This window comes from Pseudomonadota bacterium, assembly GCA_026388215.1.
In the GTDB taxonomy this organism is placed as follows: Bacteria; Desulfobacterota; Syntrophorhabdia; order Syntrophorhabdales; family Syntrophorhabdaceae; genus JAPLKF01.
In genome coordinates this window covers 1-12,591 of record JAPLKF010000159.1, presented here as the reverse complement: position 1 = coordinate 12,591, position 12,591 = coordinate 1, and the positions used below count along the sequence as shown (strand labels likewise).

Below are 12,591 nucleotides of genomic sequence, written 5' to 3'. Positions count from 1 at the left end.
ACCTGCCCTCAACATCAGTCTATGGCTTATGACTTCAGCCTCTTTCGGGTCTTCCTTTACGGTCGGAATAAACATCTTCGAAAATAACATCATGCCTCCTTGTTGTACAAAGTGAACAGTCGTCAGTGAATAGTGAATGGTCTAAGAATGAAATTTTAGTATTTTCATCAGACCTAACCAATCACCATTGACTATTCACTATCCACTGCCTTTGAAAAGTTACTTCATAACATGAAGATTAATCAAGGATTTTGTTTATCCTGAAATTACAGACCACCAATGCCTTTATATGTTTTTATCATGGTTCACTTTGACTGATTTTAGGAACTCTTTAGTTCTCCTCACCACATGAATTGCGGTTGCTTTGAATGAGGCATCAACAACCTTTTCTTCCTCAAGGGATAAACTTTTCAGTGAATCGTTCGTCACATACGCAACAATGGGGAAACCGCAATCAATGTGAACCTTTTGAAACAATCCGAGCGGGGTGATTCTCTCTATCTTTCCAGGGAATACATTCCTCGCGCTTGTGACCATACCTCTGGAATTTTTTGAGATGGTAACATTTTCAGGTCGTATACAGAGGATTACCTTCTCGCCGAGAGGGATTTTACCAACAGCTTCAATCTCGTATCCTGAAACAGAAACAGTAAGAACCCCTTCACCCTCTTTAATCACCCTTCCATCCAAGATTGTTTCCACGCCCACGAAAGAGGCAACAAAGCCGTCTACCGGATGGTTCATTACCTCTTCCGGGGAACCCAGCTGCAGTATCTTGCCTTCGTTCATCACGGCAATCCTGTCGGAAAGGTGAAGCGCCTCCATGCGATCATGGGTGGCAAAAATAGTGGTTATCCTTGATTGTCTCAGGACACGCTCAAGGTCTCCTATGAGTGATTCACGGGTTGGAGGGTCAAGGGATGCAAAAGGCTCGTCGAGAAGGAGGATTTCTGGTTTTAATGCAAAGGCTCTGGCCAGACTGGTTCTCTGTGCCTCTCCCCCGGAAAGTGTTCGAGCAGAACGGTTACTTAGGTGACCAATCCCAAACATCTCCATGCTTTTCATAACAGCGGTTTTAATCTCAGAGCGTTTCATTCGACGGAATTTCAGTCCTGAGGCTACATTTCCGAAAACAGTAGTATCAAAAAGCAAGGGTTCCTGAAAGACCATTGCCAGTTTTCTCCGGTATTCGAAAATAGGATATTCAGAATTAACCCTCTGCCCTTTGAAGAAGATTTCACCGTTGATTGGTTTTAATAAATAGCACAGGGCATGTAGGAGCGTGGTCTTCCCTGCTCCATTTGGACCGATAAGGGATAGAACCTCCCCCTCACCGATTGTGAGTTCGGGAACATCGAGTAGGGTTGCCCTTGCTCTCTCTACATGTAAGTTCTTGGCTTCCAGCAAGTAAACGATGGACGATCGCTCATCCCGCAACTGGCGGAACTCACTTGGACGACCGCTCGCTCCACTCGCTAACACGATGGACGCAGAATCTTTTTTGTCCCTCGTCCCTCGTCCTTCATCCCTCCGTTTCATCTCGTCCTTTGTCCTTCGTTACTCACCTCGGTCTCACCCTTTGTTGGACATGGGTTAGAATCAGATTGATAAAATATGCTAATAAAAGAAGGATAATGCCAAGGGCAATGGCTATATCAAAGTTGCCCCGACTCGTCTCCATAACAGTTGCTGTGGTTAGAACCCTTGAATATCCCTTAATATTACCACCTACCATAATTGACGCACCAATTTCAGAAATTACACCTCCAAAACCTGCCATTATGGCAGCCAACAATGGGAGTCTGGCTTCTTTGATCAACGTCCAGATCATCTGCAAGCGAGTAGCCCCGAGTGCCAGTATTTGAAGCCTGAGTTTTTTTGGTAGCTGCTGCATGGCAGCAAGTGTGATACCCATTACTATGGGGGTGGCAATGATTGCCTGTGCAAGAATCATCGCAACTGGTGTATAAAGGATACCCAAGAAACCAAGTGGTCCGTTTCTCCATAAAAAAATCGTGACGAAAAGACCGACCACCACCGGTGGGAGCCCCATACCTGTATTAATAAGGCTTACGACTATCTTTTTTCCCGGAAATTCTGAAAGGGCAACAATTGTACCGACAGAGATACCAATAAATAAACTGATAAGTGTCGCAATCCCTGAAACCTTAAGGGAAAGAAGTGTAATACCCATCACCTCTGCATCGAGGGTAATTAACAGATAGAAAGCCTTCTTTATTCCTTCAATAATCAGATCCATCCTACCCTCCTATCCTCTTTTTTTCGGCAGGTCCGGATCATAGAACCATGCTTCTTCTCGATGATATTGCTCATCTGCTCCCCAGCTCCTCTGCTCTCTTGCCGGCATCTGGAAAGAAGAGTGGCGATCCAAACCTATCCACTCCAAAGATTTTAATGATACCCTGTGCCTCCCTTGATATCATGAAATCTGCGAATGCCCTTGCACCGGCTGCATTTACCTTGGACCATTTTGCAGGATTAACCTCTATGACATGATAAATATTTAAAAGAACTGCATCCCCTTCAGCTAATATATCAAGACCGAGCCTTTTCTTCAATGCCAGATAGGTTCCCCTGTCGGCAAGTGTATATGCCTTTTTCTCAGAGGCAACATTGAGTGTCTGCCCCATACCAAGACCCGTCTGTTGATACCATTTCTCCCCTTCATACTTAATATTGGCTGCTTTCCAGATCGTCTTTTCCTTGGAGTGTGTCCCTGAATTATCCCCCCTTGAAATAAACAGGTTGCTGGAAGAGGCAATTTTTTTAAAAACTTCGACTGAAGATTTCATACCTCTTATTTTCGCCTGGTCCTCTGACGGCCCAACAACAATAAAATCATTATGCATGACAAGCCTCCGGCTAATACCACTGCCATCTGTAACGAATTTCTTCTCTGCATCAGGAGAATGGACAAGAAGTACATCGGCTTCTCCTTTCTGACCCATTGCCATTGCCTGACCAGAACCAACAGCGATTGTCTTCACAAAATAGCCTGTCCTCTTCTCAAATATAGGGATGAGCACATCAAGAAGACCGGAATCCTGGGTGCTTGTTGTTGTTGCCAGAATGACATTTTTTTCTGCCCTGCACTCAGACGATAACCCAAAAACTCCGGATAATATAACCGCTGTCCATATAATCAGATATATACCTGCTGTTCGTTTCATAACCCTTCCTCCTTTATATATATAGTCCCTGAAAACAAAATCCTAATTTTATAATTTGTGATTAATGCAGCTTCCTCCACTCTTTAGAATTGGGGAAAAAGAGAGGACTCCCATATTTTTCTTTCCCGAAATCTCTAATAATCGCCTGCCCTTTCTCTGGATCAATAAGCCATTTTACAAAGGTCATTACGCCTTCATAATTAACCCTTTCAAACTTCTTCGGGTTGACAGGGATAAGGCTGATATAGTTAAGGAGTGCTTTATCCTTTTCCACCAATACCACAAGTTTAATCTCCTTCTGCAGGGCAAGAAAGGTAGCCCTGTCAATGACCGTATATGCCGTTCTTTGATTTGTGTAACGAAGGGTGGGGACATTCCCCTCTGCACCTTTTTCATAAATTATATACCATGAACCTGATGGTTTTATGCCTGCCTTTTCCCATAATATCATCTCTGCTACATGTGTCCCGGACTTATCCCCACGGCTTATAAATGTCGCACCTCTTGTAGATATTTTCTTCAGGGCTTCAACGGATTCTCTCATCCCCTTTATCCCCGCAGGGTCATCAGGTGGACCCACTATTACAAAATCGTTGTACATAAAATCGATTCTCTCTGTCCCGAATCCCTCCTTCACGAACTTCTCTTCAAGAGACTTTGCATGAACCATTACAAGGTCTACATTCCCTTTCCGGGCAATATCCATGGCTGCTCCTGTCCCTGCACCAACATGCCGAACCCGAATACCTGTTTCCTTCTCGAATTGATTTTCTAAAACATCCATAATACCTGAATCAATGGGGCCGATTGTGCTTGCTAAAAGAATATAGTGATCAGCTTCAGCCCTACATAGAAATGGAGACAGAAAAAACAAGCAACACAATCCAACCAAAAACCAATGCTTCATAGAGAGCCTCCTTTAAATTCATCCTTTACAGGGATATAATATAAAGATATATGTGTGGAAAATCAAGAATATAAGCATTTAAACTTACTAAATGTTACCAATTATTACTAATAATTACTATAATTCAAACTTGAAAAAGTCTTTGTTTTTCTATATACTTTTCATATATGGAGATCATATCAACCAGGGAATTATCAAAGTATTTAAAGATAAACGAAAAAAAGATATATAAGCTTGTTCAGGAATCAAAAATACCCCATATAAAGATTGGCGGTAAAATCGCATTTGCAAAAGAAATTATTGACAGATGGATTTTTGAAAATACGGAAAGAGAAAAACACGTATATATTGCAGGGAGCGATGATGTCCTGCTCAGGAGAATCATTGATATTTATAACAGTAAAAACACAGGCATAGCCTTTTATGCACCAATTGGAAGTATAAATGGGTTAAAAATGTTGCAAAATAATTCCGCCACGATATCGTGCGTCCATATTCTTGATATTGAAAAAAAAGAATATAACCTGTCGTATCTTGATAGATACCTCGGCAAAGATGATTATGTAGTAATTCATCTGTTTCTGAGAGAACAGGGTATTTACCTGCAAAAGAATAACCCTAAAGGGATTCACAGCCTTGAGGACATTGCCACCAAAGGTGTAACCTTTATCAACAGAAACCAGGGATCAGGGACAAGGTTGCTCCTTGATTTCCTGTTAAGTGAGAAGCATATGGATGCGTCCGCAATCAATGGTTATAATGCTGAAGTGGAATCTCACTTACACGCAGGTCTCAACGTATTGAAAGGTGAAGCAGATAGTGCATTTGGTATCCAGCATATAGCCTATATACTTGGCCTGGAATTCATCCCGCTCTTTAACGAGAGATTTGATATGGTTATTTCAAAGGCTCACTTTTACAGTAATCAGGTCAAAACATTTTTAACATTTTTTGAACAATCAGCGCTTGTAAACCACATAAGGGATTTTACAGGTTATGATACAACAAAAACAGGAAACATTATCAGCCCGGATGTATGAAGAAATTAAAAAAAGAATATACAGCCTTTTCATCAGCAAAAGTGTACAGATAGACATAAACCGCAGCATAGAATACACAAACTTTTGTTGTTTTAAGATTATGCGTTATCCTACAAAAGGGGTTACGCTTATCACCGGAAAATTTTCAGATGACCTTCACGAAACGCTTCTCATCGCCCATGAATACGGTCACCTCTTACACTATGAATCCCTTTCAAGAGAAGAAGCTGAAACAACATACTGCACTATATTGGCCTCTAATCATATAGGCCTGAAAAATATCTCTGTAGAAGGGAAAAACATTATAATATCCGTTGAGAAAAAAGCATCTGAATATGCTCTAACTTTGCTCCAGGATATATCGGATGAAAAAACAATTATGATAGCAAAGGATACATATAACCAGTGGATACAGGGATATTTTAAAAAGGCAAAGCTGAAAGAAACGGAAAGCCTCTTTCTGTGAAACAACCATCACCAGCATACAAAACACGTGTAGAGATCCTCGTAGAAAAAGGCATTGAAGAACTGTTGCCAGAAGAACTATATGCGCTCTCAAACTCCGGTATATGGATAGAGGAAAAGGGCAGCAATGTCCTGATAAAATGCTATCCTGAAAATATTAAAATGTTTCTGGACACCCTTAACCAATTGAAGATACCTGTTGTTGGGGTAGATATGGTAAAAGAAGAGTTGCAGGATTATGCAGAACTGACCAGGAAATATTTCCGTCCAATAAAAATTGAGAATATAATGATTTTGCCTCCATGGAGCAAGAACAGGTATGGGAAAAGGCCAATCATCATAGAACCTGGTATGGCTTTTGGAACGGGAAGACACGAATCAACGAAACTTATGTTTAAGCTTATGAAACTTATAGATATAAAAGATAAAAAGGTACTCGATATCGGATGCGGCTCAGGAATACTCTCACTTTATGCCCATCTTCTCGGTGCGAAGAAAATCACTGCGATAGACAATGATATAGATACTGTTCTCTCTGCAAAAAAGAACATTTCCCTCAACCACATGCGTAATATAGAGCTTATCTGCACAGACATACAGGACATTCATGGCACATACGATATTATATTGGCGAACCTCGATATAAGAACGTTCACCGATCACTCGCAGAAGATAATGGATCTTGTAAAAAAACATGGATACATTATCATCTCCGGCGTCCTGGGAAGGGATAAAAAGAGCATACTCCCTCTATTTCGCCCCTTTCCCCCTATCAAAGTTGAGAAGAAAAATTCCTGGATAGGGTTCATATTCAAAATTGACAATATGAGATACATCGGGTAATATAAACACATGATTGAACGATACACGTTAAAACGCATGGCAGAGATATGGGAGGAAGAGAATAAGTTCAAGAAATGGCTTGAGATTGAGATACTCATATGTGAAGCTTATGCAGAATTATCTCTTATACCCCGGGAAGATTTAAAAATTATCAAAGAAAAAGCTGGGTTCGATATAAACAGAATTCATGAGATAGAACAGATAACAAAACATGATGTTGTAGCTTTTATTGAGTGTATCTCAGAATTTGTAGGCCCTTCTTCAAAATATATACATATGGGTATCACATCGTCCGATATACTCGATACATCTTTTGCCTGTCTTTTGAAAGAGGCTTCATATATTTTAATTGAAGATATCACCAGCCTCATGGGCGTTTTAAAAGAAAAGGCCTATCAGTACAAACTCACACCTATGATAGGGAGAACTCATGGCATACACGCGGAACTCATTACATTCGGACTAAAAATGGCACACTTTTATGATGAAATGAGAAGAAACCTTGAACGCATGAAGAGGGCGAAAGAATGTATTAGCTATGGGAAAATCTCCGGGGCAGTGGGCACCTTCGCCCATGCTCAGCCTTTTATTGAAGAATATGTATGTAAAAAACTTGGCTTGAAACCTGCACCCATTTCTACACAGATAATACCCAGGGATTACCATGCAGAATTTTTTACCATCTTATCTATTATAGGCTCATCAGCGGAAAAGATGGCATTGGAAATAAGGAACCTCCAGAGAACAGAAGTTGGCGAGGTAGAAGAATATTTTCAAAAAGGCCAGACAGGCTCTTCAGCTATGCCTCATAAAAGAAACCCGATTGCCTCAGAGAACCTCTGTGGACTCGCAAGATTGCTTCATGGATATGCGATCTCCGCCCTTGAAAACATCCCTTTATGGCATGAAAGGGATATCAGCCATTCCTCCGTAGAGAGGGTTATAGCACCGGATGCAACGATCGTGCTTGACTATATGCTTGAGAGATTAAAAAACCTATACAAAAACCTGATTGTATACCCGGATAGAATGCAGAAAAATATCGAGATTACGAGGGGATTACATCATTCAGAAGTAATAATGCTTAACCTCATTAAGAAAGGTCTCACCAGACAGGAAGCATATAAGATAACTCAAAGAGTTGCCATGATGTGCTATGAAAATAACCTCAATTTTTCTGTTGAAGTTAAAAATGATAAGGAGATTGGAAAGTATTTAAACAAAGAAGAAATAGAAAATACAACAAACAACAATCATTATTTTAAGTATGTCGATATAATATTTGACAGGGTATTTCGATAAGTGGTTAATACCAAGCTTTCAGCTATTTGCCGCAAGCCGTCAGCTATAGATAATCGGTATTTGTTATTTAATCGCCACTGTTCAGTAATAGAATCTGATTTTTGCCACTCTTCACTATTCACTGTATACTATCCACTACTTTACCATGCCAGCTAATCTACCACCACAATATTACGAGGAAGAGAAAAGGTTACGACAGTCAAAAACAATAGATGAGAAGATCAGTATTATTGAAAAGATGTTGGCCATCATACCTCATCATAAAGGAACGGACAAGCTCATCGGTTCACTCCGTGCAAAGGTTGCAAAATTAAAAGAAGAAAAAGAGAGAAGACCACAAACTCAGAAAAAAATAGACCTGCTCTTCAACGTAAAAAAGGATGGTGCAGGACAGGTGTTATTTATAGGATTTCCTAACTCTGGGAAATCATCAATTATCTCTGCCCTTTCCGGTGAACCCCTTGAAGTGGGCAATTATCCTTATACCACAAGGACCCTCCAAACACGGATGATGAGATACGAAGACATATGGATACAGCTTGTTGATACTACCGCAATAGGTGATGAAAATACCGGTATATGGTTTGGAAATATGCTAAAGAAAGCAGATGTAGTCCTGATTGTGCTTGCGCTATCCAATGCCTTAGAAACCGAATATGAGCTTGTTATAGAGGAGATTAAAGGGTATCTACCAGATATAGAAAAAAACAATGAATCGCTCATAACAGTAATTAACAAACTTGACCTTACAAACTATACAAGATACCTTGAAGACTTTGAAAAAAAGATCGGTAAGGATAGAAAAATAATCCCTGTCTCTGCAAAAAATGATGTAAACCTGCATCAACTAAAAGAACTGATATACAGTTCCCTCGGTGTAATAAGGTTGTACTCAAAATTGCCAGGTAAAAAACCAGATTTTGAAGTTCCCTTTGTCATGAAAAAGGGGAGTAATGTTTTAGAGTTTGCCGAGAAGATTCATAAAGACTTTCTTGCAAAACTTAAATACGCAAAGCTTTGGAGAAAGGAAAAATATAACGGGATGATGATAAGTAAAGACTTTTTACTTGAAGACAAAGATATAATAGAATTACATATATGAAGGCGGCAGAATGTTAAGATACTATTTCTTGATACGGCAAAGTCTTATCTTAACCGCATTTGTCCTATCCATACATTCAAGCTCAACGACATCAGGACCACCCCACTCCTGAGGGAAACCTCCTCCAAATTGAAACATAATTATATACGGGAATATGTCATGATAGAAAAAGCCACAGAGACCAGCTGTATCATGCCCGCTCAGGTCAAACTTCTCTCCCACCCTGTGACCCCAGCTACATGTTCCCTTTACAGCAAGTATCTCCCCTTCAACCTTAAATCCAACCCTCGGTTCTTTCTTTTTTACCATATTTTTACCCCCAGGTATTTTATATAAATTATAGTTTCTTTATAACTTTTTATTCCTTCTGATTTCTTTGCCCCAGCCTGTCATTTTCAGTTTTTACTTTGCCGCAGCACTGACATATTCCATTCTTAAGTCATAAAGCATATTGCTTATCAATCTATCCTCTTCCTGTGTAAGGTTACCTTTAGTCTTTTCCATCAACATCTCGATAATACTGATTGTCTGTTTTGCAAGGGGGAGATTTATTTTCTTCTCGTTTGTTAACGGATCTGGAAGCTCCCCCAGATTAACAAGCACAGACGTGGATAAAGAGAGTATAAAAGTAGAAAACGTCAACTCAGTAAAAACATGTTCCTCTTTCGAACCACTTTCTGCTGTATCCTTTTTTTCTTCACTACCTGAACCCAGATCACCTTCATCTTTAAAAATTCTTCTTTTATCCTTTACAGTAAAACCTTTTTCTTCCTCCATAATGTCCCCCTATAGCAATGTATCAAGTTTTACAGGTAAAAAGAAAATATCCTCACCCCTTTTTACCTGATACAAAATATAATTCCTTTTTAACCCCTCTATCATAAATGAATCAAAATCCTTTTTATTCGAAATTGCGTTATTGTTAATTTTAATAATCACATCGCCAGTCCGTAGGCCACATTTTTCGCCCAATCCCCCTTTATAAATCTTTGTCACCACAATTCCATCCCTTTCTCTCAACTTGAACTTCAACTTCGGGTATCCTCTAATGTCCACCGCCCTAAAACCACACAATCCTTCATCAACCGGTGATGGCCTATACCCCTCAATATCCTTAATATCAACATTAACTAAAGATGCCTTTGAAACCCTCATTATTTTGAGCTGGATTGAGTCATGAAGTCTAACGCTTCTAATGAGGCTATGTAACTTCATGCCCTCTTTTATCTTTTTTTTATTTAACTCTGTAATCTTATCCCCAATCCTTATTCCATATCTTTCTGCAGGACTTCCCGGTATTATTCCATTCACATAAAGATGAGAACCCTTTTCATCCTTTTTCTTCTCCATAAAAAGACCAAAGATCGCTCTCTGTACCCCGCTTTCGAGAAACTCAGAGAGCATATTCATAACGTCTTCTATAGGTATGGCAAACCCTATGCCTTTACCTTCCCCATATATAGCCGTAATAATACCCAAGGGATTCCCATCTATATCTAAAAGAGCACCACCACTGTTCCCGGGGTTTATTGCTGCATCTGTCTGAATGAGATTTACATATACCTTGTTATCGATCTTCAAATTCCTTCCGAGGGCACTTACAACCCCTACAGTTACTGAACTTGACAACCCATACGGATTACCAATAACAATAGCCCTTTCGCCAACCCTAACGCTCTTTTGTTTGGTGATTTTTAAATACGGAAGATCAACTCTATCTGTTACCTTTAAAAGTGCTATATCAAACTCAGGATCGCTACCAAGCACATACGCATCATATTCTTTGCCGTTTATAAATTTCACCCTTATATTTACAGCTTTTGATATAAGATGTTCGTTAGTAACTATTATGCCTTTTGGATCCAAAACAACACCTGAACCTATATTTTCAAAGACCTCTTCTTCCTCCTCCTCATTAAGAAAAAATTTTTTAATAGTATTCGATTTCTTATTCTCACCCAAACCCTTTGACCACTCTTCTGTTTTTATATTAACAATTGCCTTGCTTGCTGTTTCGACAACCTCTGCTATCCTGTCTTCTTTTGTATATAGGTTGGAAGGTAAAAACAGCATAAAAGCGAACGCACAGATAAAGGTTATGGAGTATAGGGGATAGGGGACAGTGGATAGGGGACAGTGGATGAGTTTGGAGTTCGAAGTATTTTTATATTCTGACTTCTGACTTCTGACTTCTGACTTCCGCCTTCATACTTCCTACTTCCTACTTCCTACTTCTTACTTCCTAGTTTCCCGTGATCGCCACCTGCCCGTAGTAAATGGCGCCGTCGATCTCGGCCATCACGTGGAAGGTGGCGTTGGTCGCGGTGTCGATGTTCATCACTACCAGGCCGGCCGCGTCGCTGATGACCTCGTAGTCGGCGTCGGCCGTGATCTGCCGGAGCTGCGTGCCGGTGGTGACTGAGAAGTCCGTCTGGGCGGCCGGGGCGCCGTATGCGGCCGTGCCGATCCAGCACCGCACGCGGTACCTTCCCGCCAGCGGTTCGGCCGTGTACGGGTCCTCGACCTGGATGCTCATAGTCCCCGTGCCATCGGCGTCATTCGTGCCGGTCAGCTCGAGGGCCGGCAAGAACATGCGGCACTCGGCGGCGAGGCCCGGCAGATCGTGGATGTGCAGGGCGTCGGCGTTGGAGGCCGCGCCCGCCACGAGCGTGTTGGCGTTGGCGGCCGTCATGCCGGACTGGAGAGCCAGCGCGGCCGCGGAGCGGAGATCCGTGATGTCGTCGCAGCCGTAGCCGCCGGCGGAAGTGACGATCTCCGCCAGTGGTATGTGCGGCGTGACCGATTGCAGCGGGAAGCCCGTGGTGTTGACGGTGACCATGTTGCTTGCCGACAGGTTGGCGGCGGTCAGGTAGATGTAGTTCGTGGCGTCGTCGGTCAAGGCGTTGCCCGCGGAGCCTTCGTAGGCGTACGTGGTGTCGCCGTCGCCGGCGCTGCCGGGGCGGACGCCGAAGCTCAACTCGCCGTCGCGGTAGACCCGGAGGCTGTTGGATATCGCCTTGGCGAGCGTCAGCAGCCGGTGCCGCTGGCGCTGGCCCTCGGTGAAATAGCTGGCTTCGCCCGGCGAGTGGTACTTGAAGTCGGTGTCGTTGTCGGTCGTGCCGTGCAGGGCGTTGGCTTCGGCGTCGGTCAGTGGTAGTTCGGTCATGGCTCAGATGTCCTTTGAAGGTGTCATGGAAAGCACCAGCGCATCGTTGATCGGGTCGTAGGATGCGACGGCCAGGTCGTCGGCCGCTTCGGCGTAGCCGTCCACGCGAGCCGTCGTCCGGAAGGCCGGCGAGACGTTGCCGTGGGCGTCCTCGATCTCCGCGCAGATCGCGTAGACGCCTCGAGGCAGCGGGTCGGTGACGTACGCGAGGTAGTCGATCCCGAAGCCCCAGGTGTATCCCCAGTGGCTCCCCCAGCCGGGTGCCTTGGAACCGCTGAAGCCCCAGCCGCCGCTGCCCCAGTCGCAGCCCCATCCCGTGGCACCCTGGCCGGCGGGGAAGATCGGCGCCTCATGGATGCGGATGTTGGCCTGCGAGTTGCCCGGCCGGCTGCGCCAGATGCGCCACTTGTCCGTCGGCCCCCAGCCGTCGAGAAGGTCGCGTCTCAGGGCCACCCGCAGCCTGTTGCCCCTGGCGGCCGGCACGGCAAGGGCCTGCTGAAAGTAGTCCGTCCGCTCGTCACCGGCGTCTACGGCCAGCATGAACACCGTGTCCCGCGGCCCGGCCTGGGGCAGGA

Annotated in this window: 14 protein-coding genes; 5 read left to right on the top strand and 9 right to left on the bottom strand. The window is 43.1% G+C overall.

All coding sequences use genetic code 11. From position 1 onward, the window contains the following. Nucleotides 1-285: 285 nt before the first annotated feature. From NTU69_09130 to NTU69_09115, 4 genes are all read right to left on the bottom strand, one after another. Nucleotides 286-1,539 (bottom strand): ABC transporter ATP-binding protein, encoded by a 1,254-nt coding sequence (locus NTU69_09130; protein ID MCX5803671.1) that lies wholly within the window; start codon nucleotides 1,537-1,539, stop codon nucleotides 286-288. 22 nt (nucleotides 1,540-1,561) lie between these two features. Continuing rightward, entirely contained in the window at nucleotides 1,562-2,260 is a 699-nt protein-coding gene (locus NTU69_09125; GenBank protein MCX5803670.1) for an ABC transporter permease, read from the bottom strand. A 70-nt stretch (nucleotides 2,261-2,330) separates the two neighbouring features. Next, entirely contained in the window at nucleotides 2,331-3,191 is an 861-nt protein-coding gene (locus NTU69_09120) for a substrate-binding domain-containing protein (protein MCX5803669.1), read from the bottom strand. 61 nt (nucleotides 3,192-3,252) lie between these two features. Further along, on the bottom strand, nucleotides 3,253-4,098 hold the full coding sequence (locus NTU69_09115; protein ID MCX5803668.1) for a substrate-binding domain-containing protein: 846 nt from the start codon (nucleotides 4,096-4,098) through the stop codon (nucleotides 3,253-3,255). A gap of 167 nt (nucleotides 4,099-4,265) precedes the next feature. On the opposite strand from NTU69_09115, the gene NTU69_09110 reads away from it, so the two are divergent. The 5 genes from NTU69_09110 (at nucleotide 4,266) to NTU69_09090 (ending at nucleotide 8,850) form a co-directional block, all read left to right on the top strand. Further along, on the top strand, nucleotides 4,266-5,138 hold the full coding sequence (locus tag NTU69_09110) for a helix-turn-helix transcriptional regulator (protein ID MCX5803667.1): 873 nt from the start codon (nucleotides 4,266-4,268) through the stop codon (nucleotides 5,136-5,138). Next, nucleotides 5,131-5,604, top strand: a complete 474-nt coding sequence (locus NTU69_09105) for a hypothetical protein (GenBank protein MCX5803666.1) — start codon at nucleotides 5,131-5,133, stop codon at nucleotides 5,602-5,604. The genes NTU69_09110 and NTU69_09105 overlap by 8 nt, the downstream gene beginning before the upstream one ends. Next, the gene (locus NTU69_09100) at nucleotides 5,601-6,446 is read left to right on the top strand and encodes a 50S ribosomal protein L11 methyltransferase (GenBank protein MCX5803665.1); all 846 of its coding nucleotides are present in this window, start codon (nucleotides 5,601-5,603) and stop codon (nucleotides 6,444-6,446) included. Before NTU69_09105 ends, NTU69_09100 begins: the two co-directional genes overlap by 4 nt. Before the next feature lie 9 nt (nucleotides 6,447-6,455). Next, nucleotides 6,456-7,748, top strand: a complete 1,293-nt coding sequence (gene purB / locus NTU69_09095; GenBank protein MCX5803664.1) for an adenylosuccinate lyase — start codon at nucleotides 6,456-6,458, stop codon at nucleotides 7,746-7,748. Nucleotides 7,749-7,893: 145 nt separating this feature from the next. After that, a complete protein-coding gene (locus NTU69_09090; GenBank protein ID MCX5803663.1) occupies nucleotides 7,894-8,850 on the top strand; it encodes a 50S ribosome-binding GTPase in 957 nt (318 codons plus the stop codon). 21 nt (nucleotides 8,851-8,871) lie between these two features. Here the strand turns inward: NTU69_09090 and NTU69_09085 are convergent, their stop codons facing one another. From NTU69_09085 to NTU69_09065, 5 genes are all read right to left on the bottom strand, one after another. Further along, nucleotides 8,872-9,159: a TIGR04076 family protein gene (locus NTU69_09085; GenBank protein ID MCX5803662.1), complete on the bottom strand. Its 288-nt coding sequence runs from the start codon at nucleotides 9,157-9,159 to the stop codon at nucleotides 8,872-8,874. Between the two features lie 93 nt (nucleotides 9,160-9,252). Then, complete coding sequence (locus tag NTU69_09080) at nucleotides 9,253-9,627, bottom strand: DUF1844 domain-containing protein (protein ID MCX5803661.1); 375 nt, start codon at nucleotides 9,625-9,627, stop codon at nucleotides 9,253-9,255. Between the two features lie 9 nt (nucleotides 9,628-9,636). Then, nucleotides 9,637-10,923: a trypsin-like peptidase domain-containing protein gene (locus tag NTU69_09075; GenBank protein MCX5803660.1), complete on the bottom strand. Its 1,287-nt coding sequence runs from the start codon at nucleotides 10,921-10,923 to the stop codon at nucleotides 9,637-9,639. A 169-nt stretch (nucleotides 10,924-11,092) separates the two neighbouring features. Next, complete coding sequence (locus tag NTU69_09070) at nucleotides 11,093-12,016, bottom strand: hypothetical protein (GenBank protein ID MCX5803659.1); 924 nt, start codon at nucleotides 12,014-12,016, stop codon at nucleotides 11,093-11,095. Between the two features lie 3 nt (nucleotides 12,017-12,019). After that, nucleotides 12,020-12,591: hypothetical protein (locus NTU69_09065; GenBank protein MCX5803658.1), on the bottom strand; the 572-nt coding region annotated here is incomplete at its 5' end.